Source organism: Pontibacter sp. YIM B11418 (assembly GCF_059278805.1).
In genome coordinates, this window is record NZ_JCAEMH010000006.1 from 212,813 (window position 1) to 229,494 (window position 16,682).

Annotated in this window: 17 protein-coding genes; 9 read left to right on the forward strand and 8 right to left on the reverse strand. The window is 51.7% G+C overall.

Annotated features, from left to right (window positions below; genetic code table 11):
* Nucleotides 1-160 precede the first annotated feature (160 nt).
* The 3 genes from AC4QZR_RS15980 to AC4QZR_RS15990 all read left to right on the forward strand — a co-directional run bounded on the left by AC4QZR_RS15980 (nt 161) and on the right by AC4QZR_RS15990 (nt 2,649).
* A complete protein-coding gene (locus AC4QZR_RS15980; protein ID WP_494481816.1) occupies nt 161-934 on the forward strand; it encodes an outer membrane beta-barrel protein in 774 nt (257 codons plus the stop codon).
* A 121-nt stretch (nt 935-1,055) separates the two neighbouring features.
* Complete coding sequence (locus AC4QZR_RS15985; protein ID WP_494481817.1) at nt 1,056-2,075, forward strand: SDR family NAD(P)-dependent oxidoreductase; 1,020 nt, start codon at nt 1,056-1,058, stop codon at nt 2,073-2,075.
* 22 nt (nt 2,076-2,097) lie between these two features.
* Entirely contained in the window at nt 2,098-2,649 is a 552-nt protein-coding gene (locus AC4QZR_RS15990; RefSeq protein WP_494481818.1) for an NUDIX domain-containing protein, read from the forward strand.
* 72 nt (nt 2,650-2,721) lie between these two features.
* Here the strand turns inward: AC4QZR_RS15990 and msrA are convergent, their stop codons facing one another.
* The 3 genes from msrA to AC4QZR_RS16005 all read right to left on the reverse strand — a co-directional run bounded on the left by msrA (nt 2,722) and on the right by AC4QZR_RS16005 (nt 6,035).
* On the reverse strand, nt 2,722-3,264 hold the full coding sequence (msrA, locus tag AC4QZR_RS15995) for a peptide-methionine (S)-S-oxide reductase MsrA (protein ID WP_494481819.1): 543 nt from the start codon (nt 3,262-3,264) through the stop codon (nt 2,722-2,724).
* 97 nt (nt 3,265-3,361) lie between these two features.
* Nucleotides 3,362-4,060, reverse strand: a complete 699-nt coding sequence (locus AC4QZR_RS16000; protein WP_494481820.1) for a DUF6565 domain-containing protein — start codon at nt 4,058-4,060, stop codon at nt 3,362-3,364.
* 85 nt (nt 4,061-4,145) lie between these two features.
* A complete protein-coding gene (locus AC4QZR_RS16005; RefSeq protein ID WP_494481821.1) occupies nt 4,146-6,035 on the reverse strand; it encodes a glycoside hydrolase family 3 protein in 1,890 nt (629 codons plus the stop codon).
* 229 nt (nt 6,036-6,264) lie between these two features.
* Between AC4QZR_RS16005 and AC4QZR_RS16010 the strand changes: the two genes are divergently transcribed.
* The 4 genes from AC4QZR_RS16010 to AC4QZR_RS16025 all read left to right on the forward strand — a co-directional run bounded on the left by AC4QZR_RS16010 (nt 6,265) and on the right by AC4QZR_RS16025 (nt 9,356).
* Nucleotides 6,265-7,050, forward strand: coding sequence for a rhomboid family intramembrane serine protease (locus AC4QZR_RS16010; RefSeq protein WP_494481822.1), 786 nt, complete (start codon nt 6,265-6,267; stop codon nt 7,048-7,050).
* Nucleotides 7,051-7,093: 43 nt separating this feature from the next.
* Nucleotides 7,094-7,816, forward strand: coding sequence for a TVP38/TMEM64 family protein (locus AC4QZR_RS16015; protein WP_494481823.1), 723 nt, complete (start codon nt 7,094-7,096; stop codon nt 7,814-7,816).
* Nucleotides 7,817-8,214: 398 nt separating this feature from the next.
* Nucleotides 8,215-8,727, forward strand: coding sequence for a hypothetical protein (locus AC4QZR_RS16020; protein WP_494481824.1), 513 nt, complete (start codon nt 8,215-8,217; stop codon nt 8,725-8,727).
* Nucleotides 8,728-8,792: 65 nt separating this feature from the next.
* Nucleotides 8,793-9,356, forward strand: a complete 564-nt coding sequence (locus tag AC4QZR_RS16025; RefSeq protein WP_494481825.1) for an HD domain-containing protein — start codon at nt 8,793-8,795, stop codon at nt 9,354-9,356.
* Nucleotides 9,357-9,418: 62 nt separating this feature from the next.
* Here the strand turns inward: AC4QZR_RS16025 and AC4QZR_RS16030 are convergent, their stop codons facing one another.
* Nucleotides 9,419-9,610, reverse strand: coding sequence for a hypothetical protein (locus tag AC4QZR_RS16030; protein ID WP_494481826.1), 192 nt, complete (start codon nt 9,608-9,610; stop codon nt 9,419-9,421).
* 198 nt (nt 9,611-9,808) lie between these two features.
* Here AC4QZR_RS16030 and AC4QZR_RS16035 point away from each other — a divergent pair, with 198 nt between their 5' ends.
* Nucleotides 9,809-10,792, forward strand: a complete 984-nt coding sequence (locus tag AC4QZR_RS16035; protein ID WP_494481827.1) for a sterol desaturase family protein — start codon at nt 9,809-9,811, stop codon at nt 10,790-10,792.
* Between the two features lie 54 nt (nt 10,793-10,846).
* Here AC4QZR_RS16035 and AC4QZR_RS16040 read toward each other — a convergent pair whose 3' ends face one another.
* Nucleotides 10,847-11,281, reverse strand: a complete 435-nt coding sequence (locus AC4QZR_RS16040) for a DUF4890 domain-containing protein (RefSeq protein ID WP_494481828.1) — start codon at nt 11,279-11,281, stop codon at nt 10,847-10,849.
* A gap of 129 nt (nt 11,282-11,410) precedes the next feature.
* Nucleotides 11,411-12,460, reverse strand: coding sequence for a nucleoid-associated protein (locus tag AC4QZR_RS16045; RefSeq protein WP_494481829.1), 1,050 nt, complete (start codon nt 12,458-12,460; stop codon nt 11,411-11,413).
* Between the two features lie 286 nt (nt 12,461-12,746).
* On the opposite strand from AC4QZR_RS16045, the gene AC4QZR_RS16050 reads away from it, so the two are divergent.
* Nucleotides 12,747-13,427: a porin family protein gene (locus AC4QZR_RS16050; protein WP_494481830.1), complete on the forward strand. Its 681-nt coding sequence runs from the start codon at nt 12,747-12,749 to the stop codon at nt 13,425-13,427.
* A gap of 244 nt (nt 13,428-13,671) precedes the next feature.
* Here AC4QZR_RS16050 and AC4QZR_RS16055 read toward each other — a convergent pair whose 3' ends face one another.
* Both AC4QZR_RS16055 and AC4QZR_RS16060 read right to left on the reverse strand, forming a co-directional pair.
* The gene (locus tag AC4QZR_RS16055; protein ID WP_494481831.1) at nt 13,672-14,388 is read right to left on the reverse strand and encodes a response regulator transcription factor; all 717 of its coding nucleotides are present in this window, start codon (nt 14,386-14,388) and stop codon (nt 13,672-13,674) included.
* Between the two features lie 75 nt (nt 14,389-14,463).
* On the reverse strand, nt 14,464-16,656 hold the full coding sequence (locus AC4QZR_RS16060; RefSeq protein ID WP_494481832.1) for a sensor histidine kinase: 2,193 nt from the start codon (nt 16,654-16,656) through the stop codon (nt 14,464-14,466).
* Between the last annotated feature and the right edge of the window lie 26 nt (nt 16,657-16,682).

Genomic DNA, 16,682 nt, shown 5'->3' on the forward strand with positions numbered 1-16,682 from the left:
AGGTATAGTACTGATTATATCATCATAGCTATATTATAATGTATTCATAAATTTTAATGATCCTTTCTTTTGGCCTTGCGTAGATAGGGGAAGCAGGCCCACTACAGCCAATACCTGGTCTGCGAACCACACAAACCTTAAAGAGAAACCTGTCTGAAGCATGAACAGGAGCAGCTACTTCCTTCTATCACTATTTTTGATCGCCCTTACAGTTTGCACTACCGCCCAGGCGCAGGATAATGTCATTCGCCGCATGGGGGTGAGTAAGATCCCCGAGCGCGGGCTGGTTATACAAGCCGGCGCTGGTCTGGCCGCTGTGAAAAGCGACATATGCGGCAGCTTTGATTGCAATGACATCGGCCCCGCTTTCAGCATCGGTGCCCTGTTCAAGTATAACTCCTTCTGGTCCCTCAGCGGTGAGGTGGAGTACATTAAACTAGGCGCGTCCGAGAAAACCTTTCAGGATAACATCACTTTTGAGTCAAGGGTAATTGAGGTGTCCGGGATGCTGGTGTACAACCTGTTGGACAGCTACGCAGGGTCAAATAACTACCGCTCTTTGCGTAAGCGCTTTGCCGTGCCTTTTGTAAAGGGCGGGGCAGGCTTTGTGTACTATACCCCCAGCTCTTACCCTACCAACCGGACTCCTAATTCTGACATCACTTACGACCGCTTGCGATCATATCCGGCCATTGCCGGGGTAATTCCTTTTGGCGGCGGTATACGCTTCCGTTTTTCTGATCAGTTCAGCGTTGCGCCTGAGGTTGTGTACCACATCACTACCACAGACTACCTTGACAACGTTACCCGCGTGGAGAACACCAAAGATCACTACGGCGTGGTATCGGTGAAACTGCTGTATACCCCGATGCCTAAAAACGAGGTATTTACCAGCAAGCGACAAGGTATAAAGCCTTTCAAGAAGAAAAAGTAAGCCGCGCTATACCTGCTCGTTTCCGGTTCACGAACCTACATCACTTACCTTCCCGTAGACAAAAAGCCGGATCAGCTGTCAGTATGCTGCTTCTGGCTATACCTGTTATACCTACAATTCTATGAAAACAGAACAGAAAAGAAACCTGTGGTGGCTGGCAGCCGGAGCAGGCGCTTTGCTTGCAGCCCGTGCCATCAACCGTAAACTCAATGCCTACAGCTTCCGAAACAAAACGGTGCTGATAACCGGTGGCGCCCGTGGACTGGGCTTTGTGATGGCGCGTCAACTGGCTAAAGAAGGAGCCCGGCTGGTGCTGTGCTCCCGCGACGAAATGCAGCTGGAGGATGCGCGCATGGAACTGGCAGGCAACGGAGCCGATGTGATGGTCGTTCCCTGCGATGTTACCCAACAGGCGCAGGTAGCGCAGATGATCGAACGGGTGCAGCAGGAATTCGGGCAGATCGACGTGCTGATCAACAATGCGGGCATCATCACGGCAGGGCCGCTGGAGGAGATGACCGTAAAAGATTTTGAGGAAGCGATGCAGACGCACTTCTGGGGACCGCTTTACACCACGCTGGCCGTGTTGCCTTCCATGAAGGCCCGCGGAGGCGGACGCATCCTAAACATTGCCTCGATCGGTGGAAAACTGGGCGTACCACACCTAGTGCCCTACAGTGCGAGCAAATTCGCCCTGGTGGGTCTATCCGAAGGCCTGCGTGCTGAGTTGAAGCAGTACAATATAACCGTTACCTGCGCCTCACCGGGCCTGATGCAGACTGGCAGTCCGCGGCACGCAAACGTCAAGGGGCAGCACGAAGAAGAATATACGCTGTTTAAAATTGTCGACTCGAGCCCGCTCACTTCCATCAGCGCTGAGGATTCGGCCAAATCGATACTGGATGCCTGCCGACACGGAGATGCCGAAGTAGTCACGTCTATACCTGCCAAGATTGGCGCTTTCATTCATGGGCTCTCACCAGAAACCACGACCGATGTGTTTGCTGTGCTCAACCGGATGCTGCCCGGGCCAACTGGCGAGCAGCGGGCCAAGAAAGGCTACGAGAGTGAAACACCGCTTTCCATGTCCGGCCTGACGGAGCGTACGCAGAAAGCAGCCTTCCACAACAACGAACTGTAACCCGAACTTTAACCTATACCTGATGGCAGGCTATACCCTGGCTTTGCCTATATTCGCCCTTATGGAAATCAAAAAGAGAGAAACGGCCTACGATGGCTACTTCAAGATCTATAAACTGACGGTAGCGCAGAACGGCCATACCTTTACGCGGGAGCAATTTGACCGTGGCACGGCAGTAGCTGCCATGGTATACGACACCGAAAAGCAACGCTACATCCTGACCCGGCAGTTTCGGGTAGGTTCTGAATCGGAGCTGCTGGAAGTCGTGGCAGGTATGGTGGACGAGGGCGAGAGCCCGGAAACCAGCATTGCCCGCGAAATAGAAGAGGAGATCGGCTACAGCGTAGACAATCTGCAGCACCTGCATACCTTTTACTCTTCGCCGGGCGGCACGACGGAGAAAGTGCTGTTGTACTATGCTGAAGTGTCGCACCAGCATGCCGAGGGCGGTGGGAAGGACGATGAACACGAGCACATTGAACTGGTGAGCTATACCCGGGAAGAACTTCTGAAGGAGAACTTTGCCGATGCCAAGACCATCATTGCCCAGCAATGGGTGCAGCTGCAGGGGTAATTCCTATTGTAGTGGAATAAAAAAGCGTCAGCCATCCTTTTGGGTAGCTGACGCTTTTTATTTTGTACTGACTTATCTGGCCGCTCCGGGCTTCAGTTTGTCTGCAAACACTTTTCTGAACTTATCCACTTTTGGCCGGATCACAAAGCTGCAATAAGGCTCGTGGCCGTGAGTGTTGAAGTAATTCTGATGATAGTCTTCGGCCGGGTAGAACTCTTGCAGCGGCTCTACTGTCGTCACGATCGGGGCATCAAAGGCACCGGACGCATCAAGTTCTTTCAGGTATTTTTCGGCTTTCTCGCGCTGCTCTTCATTGTGGTAGAGCACGATGGAGCGGTACTGCGGCCCGATGTCGTTGCCCTGCCTGTTCAGCGTGGTCGGGTCGTGGGTTTCCCAAAAAACTTCCAAGAGCTCGTCGTAGCTGATGATTTCAGGGTCGTAGGTGATCTGCAGGACCTCGGCATGACCGGTAGTACCCGAAGTGACTTGCTTATAAGTTGGGTTCTCCATGTGCCCGCCTGCGTAGCCTGATTCTACTTTCTGTACGCCGGCCAGCTCCTGAAACACTGCTTCGGTACACCAGAAGCATCCTCCTCCAAATGTCGCTTTTTCCATTTTTTTCGCTTTAATGTAGGTATAGGCCGTCAGCCAAAAGCCATTGGCTATACCTGTGCAAAGGTATAGGGACTAAACCAAAAAGTCCTCCAATTGTTTAATTACGCATGTTGCGCATTGTGCTTTGGGCGTCGGCGGCTCCTTCTAAAGTTAGGTACTCAGCTTGCAAAGCTCTGATTTTTAGCTTATCAGTGTTAGAGATTTGGTTCTCTACCTGGCCGCGACGATGGTTCAACTGCCCGTATACATTATCCACGTAGTCCCAGTCATGTTGCGTCCAGTTGCGGCGCTTGGCCCGGATCACGCCCATAAAGGTGAGGTACGCCTCTCGCATGTCCTGTGGCGCTATGTTTTCGATCTCCTTAAATTCGCGAAGCAGCTGCTCTTCCCATTGGTCCAGTTCTGCGCGGTCGAGCGGCGTGTTCAGTCGTCTTTCCTGTCGGTTCTCCCAGCGTTCGTAGCGCTCCTTCAGGCGGGCGTATTCCGCTTTTGATTCGGCGGAAAGGCTGTCCAGGTTCTGCTCAATTTCGGCGGATCGCACCCGGAAATCTTCTTTTATCCCCGGCATTTCACGCTGTATAGCCGTGTCGCCACGTTCCACTTTTTCGTTCATCCAGCCACGCAATGACTCTAGCCGCTCGCCTACGGTGCGGCCCGTTCGCTCCACTCGGGCAGTGTCGGCGGGTACATCCACGGTTATTTCTTCGGTCTCCTGTGCGGTGCGGTTGCCTTCGCAGCTCCAGAGGAGCATAGCTGTTAGGAAGCCAAGCAGGTATGTTGTTCTAATGTTAAGCATTTATTTTTCAAAGTTTTAGGGTTGCTGTTCTTAGGCGATGCCCATACTTGCCATCATACGCAAAGCAATCTTACAAGATACTTATTTAAGGGCTCACAGCCAGTAATGGTTTGTCTTTGCTGATGCCATGGCCGTACTGGTAGTGCTCGTTTACAGTAACGGGCAGCTTGCCGCGGGCAGGTATTTTGCCGAACAAGAGTTTGGCCGCCGCCACCTGCGCATGCATGTGGGCCTGATAAGCCAGTATCAGCACACGGCTCTTGTGGATGTCCGGGAACTGGTTCAAGGTATAAGGGTTGTCAAAGAGCGTCATAATGGACCTGTCCGAGCGCGCCAGGTCAGTCACCAAGCCGACTGCCTCTTTGGAGTAGCCCAGCCGGTTGCTTGGCGTGACAGCTGGCCCGTACAGGCCCACCAGCACCAGGTCGTAGCCTTTGAGCTTCTGCTTCATTTGATTTACTTCTTTGGCATTGGCCTTCCGGGATAGCACAAAATTGGCCTCGATGCGGGTATACTTGTTTATTTCGCGCTGGAATATGCTGGGGCGCACCACACCAAAAGATAGTGTGGCGATGCGCCTTCGCTTTTTTTGGCGGATGGGTAGAAAATTCTTTTTGTTATTAAGAAGAGTCATGGCTGCTTCGGCCAGCGCGTGGTTGGTGCTGTCGGCTATACCTGGGTTCAGGTCTTCGTACAGATTCTCCAACTCAATGGGCTTATACCTGTCCAGGCCCACCCAGGCTTTGGCGGCCAGCATCTTTTTACAGCGATGGTCAATCTCTTCCTGCGTGATATAACCCAGGGCAATCGCCTGCTCTATGGCCTGAATGGCTTTGGGGACACTGTTGAGGCGCTCCAGCACATCGTTACCCGCGATCAGGGCGCGTGCCTCCGCCTCTCCGGGAGGGAAGTACTTGGTTACGCCCTTCATGACCATGGCATCCGTGAAGACCAGGCCCTTGAATTCCAGCTTTTTCTTGAGCAGGTTGGTCACGATGGGCTTGGATAGGGTGGAGGGCAGGTTCATGGTCGTATCGAGCTCGGGCATGTGCATGTGCGCCACCATAATCCCCCCGATGCCATGCTTGATCAGTTCGCGGAAAGGATATAGCTCCAGCGAGTCGAGCCGGTCGCGGTCATGCGGAATGATGGGCAGATCATAGTGAGAGTCTACATCCGTGTCACCGTGGCCGGGGAAGTGCTTGGCTACTGCAATGATGCCGTTCTCTTGCATGCCGCGCATGTAGGCCAGGCTTTTGGCGGTCACATCCAGCTTGTCTTCCCCAAAAGCGCGGTAACCGATAATGGGGTTCTGCGGATTGTTGTTGATGTCGGCCACCGGGGCGAAGTTTACGTGCATGCCCAGTCGCTTGAATTCCTCGGCCACCTCGGCCCCCATGCGATAAATCAGGCCGTTGTCTTCGATGGCGCCCATCATCATCTGAAATGGATATTGCACGGTACTGTCCAATCGCATACCCACACCGGTTTCAGCGTCCATCGAGATCAGAAGGGGCACTTTGGAGGCGGCCTGTAGTCGGTTGTTCAGGACAGCCTGCCGCACGGGCCCTCCCTGAAAGTAGATGATACCGCCCACTTTATACCTTTTGACCAGGTTCATCACATCAGCCTCGTATTTTGGGCCTTTATTGGAAAATGCCTCTATGATGATCAGCTGTGCAATGCGCTCTTTGGGGCTCAGTGTCCGGAAGACAGAGTCTACCCAGGGCGAGGGGTTTTCGATCGCTTCTATCAGAGAGCCTGGGCGTGTGTAGGCGACTTCTTCCGGGAAGAATTCACGCTGCCCCTCTTCATCACGGGCGTAGGCAGCCCCGCTTGTGTCGGTGCTCTCGCAGGAGCTCAGCAGCAGGCAGCACAGGAGAACAAGGTATAGTGCTGGCAGGCGGATGGCAATCGGGTGAAAAGGGTTGGCTTGCATGCTACGCGTGATGAAATCACCTTTATTACTTATCAATATTGAATTTGGTTTGTGGCTATAGGCCTTATACGCTTCAGGATATGGCCGAAATGGAACTGTTACGGTATAGAACGTGAAAAGTACGGATAACGCATACGAATTTTGGCTGACAGCCCGTATCTTGCTGCAGTGCAGATATAATGAGTGCAAGTCTAGTCGGCACCCCTGTACGTATAGCCTGACCACACCACAAGGAGAAATGTATACCTTCTCCAGACCTTTATCTATGACGCAAGCAACTCCTATACAGCGCCCCCAGGACTTGAAAGCCGAACACGAGCGCTTTGCCTACAGTTTTCTGCCGGGTACGCTGTTTGTAGGGCTCATCTGGCTGGTGGCGCTGCTCTCATACCTCAATGAGGTGAATCTGGCTTGGCTCGGCATCCATCCACGCGACTTTCTGGGCCTGGTTGGCGTGTTCCTGGGGCCGCTTATACACTCGGGGCTCTTCCACCTGCTATCCAATTCATTTCCGCTGGTGCTGCTTTCTGGCTTTATCCTGTTTCTGCATCGCCCGGTTGCGCTACGGGTCTTTGTGCTGGTTTACGTGTTAAGCGGACTGTGTACCTGGTTTATCGGCCGGGACGCCTACCACGTGGGGGCAAGCGGCGTGGTATATGGCTTGGCTGGCTATCTACTGTTCAACGGGATTATGCGACGCGACAGGGCCGGTTTGGCTATTTCTCTGGCTATTTTGTTTCTGTACAGCGGTTTGTTTTATGGCTTGTTCCCTTCTGAGGAACGCATCTCATGGGAGGGCCACCTGGGCGGACTGCTGGCAGGCCTTGTAGCTGCCGTCCTCTATGGTGAGCATGTCGACAGAAAGCAACCGGCTATACCTGCAGCGCCGCCGCTCAGTCAGCGAGAGCTGTCGGCGCAGCAAAGCCATCAGAGCAGCACGCTCGCTGGGCCGCCGCATACCTGGCGCTATACCTTGGCGAGCGACGAACCAACCAAAAAATATGAGCAGAAAGCCCGGCTTAACACCAAAACAGGTATGCTGGAAACCTAACCCAAAGAGTTTAACCTGCGTCTAAACACATAAACAAGCACTTATGTCGCAAAACACAGCTACAACACAGGAAGACGTAAAACAAAGCAAATGGTCTTTGGCTGTAACGGCAGGAATTATCGCGCTGCTGATCCTCTCTTATTTCATCTTCCCTGGTTTTCAGGCCGCTGTCAAAGAAGGCTGGGACGTGCTGACGAGCGGGGACGAGGGACGCATTTCGAATTGGGTGGAGCAGTTTGGTTTTTGGGGGCCGATCTTTATCATTCTCGCCATGGTAGCGCAGATGTTCCTGGTGGTGGTGAATGTGGTGGCCTTAATGCTGGTGGCCATCATCGCTTACGGCCCCTTCTGGGGTTCATTGATCGCAATTACTGCTGTGCTGGTGGCTTCTACAATTGGTTATTTTATTGGCCGGGGACTTGGTGAGGCCGGCGTGAGCAAGATTATCGGGCGCAAAGCCGAAGAGAAGGTCCACGGCTTCGTGGAGGACTATGGGATTTGGGCTGTGATAGTCGCCCGTATTTCTCCCTTCTTGTCAAATGACGCGGTCAGCTTTGTGGCTGGCATCACTAAAATGAGCTATTTCAAATTTATTGGGGCTACCATGGCAGGTATAGCACCGCTCACCGTGTTGCTGGCTTGGCTCGGTGAAAATAATGACCGCCTCATGAACGGATTGATTTGGGTAGGAGGGGTGAGTTTGGTGCTCTTTATCGCTTATGTGGTTTATGACAGATACCAAAAGAAACGGAATCACCAAAACTAAACAATTGCAGTTAAAACGGGGTCAATAAACCAGCTTTGTAAATTACAATTCCAAGGACACTGGGTAGATAAAGAGGTATGATTTACAAGACACATTAATGCAATATTTTTAATTAATTCTATGAATTTTTAGTGATAATTTTAATTTTAAAGTAAACATAATTTCACCACTCAGAACTTTAAATTTCGAATCTGTTGCCTGTATATAGGGCTTTTTATGATTTAAATTAACAGACTTTAACTGTCCTAAACGCATCCGTCTCATAAAACTTAATTTGTAAACCCGCCGTTTAAGCGGTTTATTATTATAGAAATGATGTTTCACGAAATGGACTGAATATGTTTAGGGTCAAAATACTCGCAGTAGTGATTTCCATTTTTGTAACTTTTTCTGATGAAATGGCTATCCTGGAACCAGAAGATTCAAACCCTCCGAGCGAGGTAAAGGAACAAGAACTGATATCACCCCGACTTATAGAAAAAGTACAAGAATACCCCGATTATCCTGAGTACCCGGAAACTTTTACCGTAACGGCCACCGTCTATTATCCCGAGAAAGGCCAGACCGACGGAAACCCCCTCATCACAGCCGACGGCTCCCGCATCAACCCCAAAAACCCTAAAAAACACCGCTGGATTGCCCTCTCACGCGACATGCTGACACGCTGGGGCGGTGATATACATTATGGCGATACTGTTTGGGTGCGCGGTGTCTCAGACGAATTGGACGGGCAGTACATTGTCCGGGATACCATGAACCGCCGCTTCCGCAACCGTATCGATATTCTGGTAGGCCGCAAAGACAACATTTACGGCAGGTGGGAAAACGTCAAAATTGCCAAAGCCGAATTTCCTGATGATAGTGAAATTGACTTCCAGCCAAGTTACTACGGTTTTGCGATGAAGGATTAAACTTGTCTGATGTGCAGGTATAGACTGAATTTACTACATTCGGTTCGTTAAAGCCCGTACTACCTATGACAAGACAAGAAGCCCGCACCATACTGGAGCAAATGACAACCAGCGAAAGCCTGCTGCGCCATGCTCGTACCGTGGAACTGGTAATGGAGGCCTACGCCAATAAACTGGAAGAGAGCAGCGAAGAGTGGGCCATTGCCGGCCTGCTGCACGACGCCGACTACCAGGCCTACCCGGACAAGCACCCGAACGTAATCGTGGACCTGCTGCGCGGGAAAGGAGAGGAGCGCATCGCCCACGCCATCTCAGCGCACTATACCCACTGGGGCGTTGCTTACGAAACCACCCTCGACAAGGCTCTGATTGCCTGCGACGAGATAACCGGCTTTATCGTAGCATGCGCGCAGGTGCGGCCGCAGCGGTTGGAAGGGCTGGAGGCAAAGTCAGTGATAAAGAAGCTGAAGACCAGCGGATTTGCCGCCTCCGTGGATCGGGAAGAAGTACGTAAGGGCGCTGAACTATTCGGTGTGGACCTCAAAGAACACATCGAATTCATCATCAGCGTGCTGCAAAAGCACCAGGCTGAGTTGCAACTCGAGCCTACTGCGCAAAACGGAGCCTAAAATCTACTCTAAAAATGCTATAAGCCGTGCCGGTGCCATTGCTGCGCCGGCTCGGCTTTTTTTTACGCCAGATAGTACCGCAATGCCTCCAGGCCTTTGGCATTATCTTCCGCCTCTACCACCTCGTCTATCACAAACTGAATCTCCTGTTCGCTCCAGTTCTCCTTCTCGGCAGATTTCACAAACAAGTCGATGGCGGCATAGCGTCCGATGCCGGCAGGTATATTCATTCTTACTTTCTTACGGATGTTCATGTCGCTTAACCTTTTGGCAAGATTACGCAGTGTTTTCCATAAAATCAATGCTAGAGGTGGTTCTTTGGGTGCCTCTTAAGGACATAATAGCCAGATCGTTTAGACAGATAAATAGGATAATGTTGATATTATTTTGCTTAACCCTTTGTGAGAGACGCCGTTACTAAAGGCTATACCTCTGCCCTAACTTGATAGCTTATGGAGAAGGAAGTCTTTACAATGGAGCAAATCGCTGAGCTGGATAACCTGACCATCCTGCACCTGGCAGCACCTGTCATTGTGGTTTCCGTCTTGTTAGAGTGGTATGTGGGCGTCAGTAAGAAGCGGCATTATTATGAAAAGAGGGACTTCATGGCTGCCCTTTGGATTGGAGCGGGCAGCGCCATTGTGGGAGCGAGCATCAAGATCGTGCTTTTCACTACCTCGATTATGATCTACAACGCGGTGCCTTGGGCGATACCCAGGTCGTGGTGGGGTTTTCTGGTCGGGTTTGTAGCAGTTGACTTTTTCAGGTACTGGGCCCATCGTATATCGCACGAGCAGCGGCTCTGGTGGGCAACGCATGTGACGCACCACTCATCCGAGAAAATGAATTTCGCGATTTCCCTGCGCACCGGTTGGACATCTCCCCTCAAGTTCCTGTTTTTCCTGCCAGTGCCTTTTCTGGGCTTTGATCCCTTCACATTCTTTGTGTGTCACCAGTTGGCGGTGCTTTACCAGTTTTGGGTACACACCGAACTGATCCGAAAGTTGCCCGCGCCGGTCGAGTACATTTTCGTAACGCCCTCACATCACCGCGTACACCATGGCTCTAACCCCCAATACATCGACAAGAACTATGGTTCTACTTTCATCATCTGGGACAGGATGTTCGGCACTTTTCAACAAGAAGAAGAAAGGCCAACCTACGGACTCACAACTCCGGTTTCCTCCTACAACCCTTTCTATCTGGTTTTTCACGAATGGATGGATATCTACAAAGACCTGCAGCATGTCCGGTCACTTAGGGAAGGATGGGACATCCTGTTCAAGCCACCGGGTGCCGTCGTGACGGCCTACCAGCGGGAGCAGGAAGTACAGGTTGTACCAGAAGCACCTGCCATGCAATTGGCCAAGTCTATACCTGACGATATGGATTTGGAAGAGCAGATGAGCCAGCCAGAAAGCCGGCAGGTAGGATGAAAAAAAAACATGGCGGAAGCCATGTTTTTCTGATTATGTTCTTTCTCGAATAGTTTAGTAGTTGTTGTCGTATTGTTGCCCCTGGCCCTGGCTAGGGTTGCTTCTGGCCTCACGCGGCACACCCATCTTCTCTTCGCGGCGCGACTGGTACTGGGCAAACTGCTGCTCGGTGAGGATGTCTTTGATCTGCGAAAGTCTTGTCTGGCTGATCATGTCCATTTGCTGAGCCAGTTTGGGCGGATTATCGCGGTACTTTTTGCGGGCTGTCTCCGCGAACTTCATGCTGCTGCGGTTGACGTCTTTCAACTCGGCAGCTTGCTTCGGACTGAGGCGCAGGTTCTTCACCATACCGGCCGTTATCTCATCGGCGCGCTGTTCCAATGTGGTAGGGGCGCTTTGCGTAGTGGTAGCCTTTTGAGCGGGCGCTTGTGCAAATACAGCAGTGGCGGCAAAAGCAAAAAGTAAGGAGGCAAGAACTGATTTTTTCATATCTCTTTTAAAGCTGATCATAGGTGCTTTCTTCTCTATCAAATACTGTTCCGGTATTTAAGTGCACGCTTCTCTGCAACAAGGACCGTTCAGGTATAGTTTCTATACCTGTCTGCCTGGCAAATAACGCTATGACTCGGAGTGAAAGTATACCTTGTAGAAATGCATGCCGCGCTCCTGGTCGAAGCCGCGCTCCACGTACTGCTCACTTTGCTCCGGGTTATACCCACTGAACTTGATCTCGATCTGGGTGTCGAGTTTGATGAAATTGCGGAACTTGCGCTTCATGTTCTTCACCGTGTTCTTGTTGATGGCAAAGTCCGTGAAGCCCTCGATATCGCGCTCCTCGGCAAAGGCCTGGGTATAGTTCTTGAAGCGCTCCGCCGTTTCGGGCTGGTCTATTACGCTGCTCGTGAACTCCTCCAGATCAAAGGTTTCGCTTTTAGAAAAATAGTCCACGGAGCGGCTGATGAAGTCGACCTGCGCCTTTTTGCTGTCGGTCTGGGCGAACACTTCCTCCGAGAAATCCTTGCAGAGGTTAAGCGCTGTTTTGGTGTTGAAGTTGGTGTCCTTGAGCTCGGTTACGTTCAGGAAGTCTTCTTTCCAGAACACGGCGTCAGTGCTGTTGGCGTCCACAATCTTTACCCGGAATCCGTCTTCGGCCTCGGTGTTGAAAATCAAACAGCCTTTGTCCACGCTCTTGATGTTCACCCCGAAGTGGTAGTTCATGCTCAGGTCATCGTCGTCTTCCTGAAAGGTCAGAAAGGTGTCCTTGTTCTCCGACTTGAAAATGCCGATCGCGTCCACAATATCGTCTTCCATCAGGCAGCCCGACAAATGCACTACGTACAGCTCCCCACTCTTCACTTTGGGATGGTCTGACTGCTCGTAGAGGTGGTTGAGCACATGCACCGAGTACTCCAGGAACTTCTGCGGCTCCGTGAACATCAGGGCCGAGTAGGCGAACATCTCGTTCAAAACCAGGTCAGAGGTATGGTGGAAGCGGAAAAACTCCTCCTGCTTAAAGGGAGCCAGAAAGTAGTTGGTCAGCAGATCCGTGAGCTGCTCATCGCGCAAATCAACCAGCTCCTTCGAAACGATCACGCCTTCTTCCTTCGCCTTGTTGCCTACCCGGTGCACGGCCAGTCTGTTGAGCCGCACCTGTCTTTTATCATTCATCTGCCTATACCTTATACCTGGCCTGACTATGGGCCAGGGGGCTGCAAAGGTAAGGTGCAAAAAGGCCTATAGCAAAATGAATAGCACGATTTAGCTTGACCCGTTTTAGGCTGTTTTTTGATCATAAAAAATAATTTTAAATCTTAATTATCTGATTTTAAATTATTTATACCTATTTGTGAACCATTTTCAACTTACCCTATCGCAATTTGGCACGGTTCTTTCATTCCATTCATCAAGCAGCGCAGCTTAGAGTTTTTGTTTTCAAAATTTAAGGATAGGTGAGATGAAAAAGGTATTTCTACTACTGGCCGTCGTTCTGGGAATGGCGGTAACTCAGGCAAATGCGCAGCAAAAAAGTCCCGTGCGCATCGGTATTAAAGCGGGTGTGAACATGGCCGAATGGCAGGGACAAACCATTAACAGTGCTCAGGACCTGATGGATATGACCAATGGCTCCCTGAACCGCCAAATGCGCGAAGGATTCCATGTGGGTGGTGTGGTGTCTATACCTGTCGCGCCGGGTTTCGAGATTGAACCAGGCCTTCTATACTCTCAGAAAGGGATGCGCCTGGTGGGCAAGATTCCGATGGAGCAGTTTGATTTCCTGAACGCCAGTGTTACCGTGACCAACAAGGCGGAATATATTGATATGCCGATTCTGGCAAAGATTTTCATTGGCGAAGGCTTCCACATTTTTGCAGGTCCACAGTTCTCATACCTGCTCTCAAACAAGGTGCAGGTACAGGCAGGCGCGTTGGGCTTCAACGCTCTAAACCAGGAGTGGGACGTGAACAACGGCTTCCGTGAGCTGGACGTGGCGGCAACCGGAGGTATAGGCTACCGCTTTGCCAGTGGCTTTAACCTAAGCGCCGGCTACGACTACGGCCTGACCACCGTGGACGCTAACCGCAACTTCGACACCTTCAACCGGGTGATCAAGGCCTCAGTAGGATTTACTTTCTAAGAAAAGAGTTTGAACTGTTTGTAATAGTGTTTTGGTGAGATGTGCAGGCCGTTTCCATTGGAAGCGGCCTGCATTTTTTTAGCGGTCTCAAAAAAAATCCCTGCAGCGTATACCTGCGGGATTTTTTAAATTTACGGAGAAGCTTAGTATTTCAGATAACTACCAGTTTTTGCTACGAGAAAACTATGAAGTGTAAAATGATCTTATGGTTAAGCCGGAAGTAAGTTTTGCACAAGGCAGGGAATTAGAGCATCACCCCGTTATGGGCGCATAGTCTGTAGCCCTGCCCGTGTATGTTGATGATCTCCACAGCGGGGTCGTGGCGGAGGTATTTGCGGAGTTTGGCAATGTACACATCCATGCTGCGGCCGGTAAAGTAGCTGTCTTCGTGCCAGATGCGCAGCAATGCCTCTTCGCGGGGTACCACATCATTCAGGTGCTGACAGAGCAGGCGCAGCAACTCCGTCTCTTTCGGCGAAAGCTTCTGTATGTCGCCATTGTAGTGCAACAGGCGCAGTTTGTACTGGAAACGATACTGGCCGATGTTATACTCCGTCACCTCCTGCTTCTCTGGAACTGGGTTGCCACCCTTGCGTTGCATGATCGCCTTTATTTTGTAGAGCAGCACTTCCGAGTCAAAAGGTTTGGTGATGTAGTCGTCGGCACCAATCTTAAATCCTTCGAGCATATCCTCCCGCATCGCCTTGGCCGTCAGGAAAATCAGGGGCATGTCAGGCTGCAGCTTTTTGATCTCGCGGGCCAGCGTGAAGCCGTCCTTGCCTGGCATCATCACGTCGAGGATGCACAGGTCAAAGTTGCCCTTCCGAAAAGCTGTGATGGCCTGACAGCCGTCGGGGGAGAGCGCCACCTCATAGTCATGCAACTCCAGGTAGTCTTTCAGCACAATCCCAAAATTGGGGTCATCTTCGGCAAGCAGTATGTTCAGTCCTTTGTCGCTCATGTGGTGGCGGATTTAGGTGTAGACTTTTGTTTAAAGATGCCGGGTCGGGCGCTTTGGTTGCACGGTGCGTCACTTTCAGGCACTGGCCGGTATAAAAACCTCGAAACGACTGCCTTTGCCCGGCTCGCTTTGCAGTTTTATGGTACCGTTGTGGGCTCTCACAATGGCTTTCACATAGCTGAGGCCCAGTCCGAAGCCCTTCACATTGTGCAGGTTTCCTGTCGGAACCCGGTAAAACTTGTCAAACACCCGTAACTGTGCGTCACGAGTCATGCCCATGCCTTTGTCCTCTACAGCCAGCAGGATGCCGCCGGCTGTGTCGTATGTTCGGATGCGTATGGCGGGGCGGTCTGGCGAGTATTTGTTGGCGTTGTCCAACAGGTTGCAGATAACGTTGTAGAAGTGCACTTCGTCCAGTTCAAGGTCAGGAGAAGTGGCCTGCAGTTCGGTTGTGATGGTGCCCTGGCGCTCCTCCACCTGCAGGTGGATGCTCTCAATGGCTTTTAGCACCAGGGCATGCAGGTCCGTCCTGGCCAGGGTCATCTGGTAGTCCTCCTTTTCAAGTCGGGCGATCTGCAGCACGTTCTCCACCTGGGCGTTCATGCGCTTGTTTTCCTGCCGGATGATGCCGGTGTAGTACTGCACCTTTTCAGGGCGGGCGTATACCTTGGGGTTGGAGATAGCGTCAGTGGCAAGCGAAATGGTGGCGATCGGCGTCTTGAACTCGTGCGTCATGTTGTTGATGAAGTCATTCTTCATGTCGGAGAGCTTCTTCTGCCTGAAAATGATGTGGATGGTGGTGCCAAACGTGGCCACCATGATCAGGGTAAAGAGCGCCGAGAAGGCCAGCATCATCCAGAGCGACCTGATGGCGTAGGCCCGGCTGTCAGGAAAATATACGGCAAGGTAATCGGACTTGTCAAAGATGTCGTTGGGGAACAGGCTGGCTTTGTAGGTGGCAAAGTTGCGTGTGCTGTTGCTTGGCAGGTGGGCCGCTGTAATGGTGTCTTGCTGATTTGAAAGCACCCAGTAACCAAAGTCCAGGCAAATGCCTTTGTTCTGCAGTTCGCTTTGCAGCAATGGTTTAATTTCCTGCAGGTTTAGTCGCTGCTCCAAAGGGACATCCTTGGCTACATACTCTACCACCATCTTTTCCACCACCTCATTCAGGCGCTCTTTGCGGGCCTCCACCCGAACCGGGTCAGGTCGAGTGGGTGCAACCGCCGCTTTAACTGGTGTTTGCTGTGCTTTAGCGGCTTGTTCAGGTATAGAAGTAGTACCGGCAACCTTGGTTGAAGGAGTATGAGCCAGCATCTCAGATGCACGGACATAGACACGGGCGGATGGCTTCGGTTCTTCCCTGCGCTTTTCCTGTGGCCTGTCTGTACTCCGGAAAATGACCCGACCTGCTGTGTGATTTCTTAGTTCGTTGATGTTTTCCCGCTTTCTCTGGCTGTTTTTGAAGATAAAGATGCTGTCGGTCTGCACGTTTATAGCGGAGATCATGGCAGGATCGATCATGTGGTTCAGGTAGCCATGACGGCGCAGGCTGTCAAGGTGCGTGGCAATGTACTGGAGGGTATCCACCGATATGCGGAAGTTGCGGCCGTTCAACTGCTGGGTAAGGGCATTTTCTGCTATGCTGCGCAGCCGTTCACCATCAAGTCCGCTCAAGCGAATAGAACGGGCCTCCATAAGTTCAGTCTGCACCTTCAATTGTTTGAGCACGGCAGCATGTTCGGCCGGGAAGTTGTACACCCGCACGGTGGGAGAAAGCAACCGCTGCATCAGCGAATCGGAAGGGAAGAAGAGCCTTGGCGCCATACCCCGGCTGTCCGTTGTATAGCTTTCCTGCCAGGCGATACTGGTGCTGGCGTCTGCACCCGATTTAGCGGGCTTCTTTTTTTTGGCTATACCTGTATTGGCAGGCGCTGGCGGCGCGGGAGGTTCAGGATGCGGGGCAGGCTCATATTTCACGCTGATGGGGCGTGCCTGTGCACTGGGCTGCTGTTCAGGCTGCTTTTGCTCCAGTTCTTCCACCTGAACAGGCGCTGCCTGCAGGGTGGCCATCCCGCTTGCCACCGCCGACACGGCTTCCTGCGTCTCCAGTTTTTCTACGACACGGGCCAGGGCTTCGTGCACGCTGCGGTCGAACTGCTCCTGCTTCACCTGTATGGCATCCGATATCCAATACAGCTGAAGGCCGACCATACCGAGTAACGATATGCTCATCAGCACGATAACACCTATGATAGTCAGCTTGCTCACATAACAAATTTACGTATTTCGCCGGG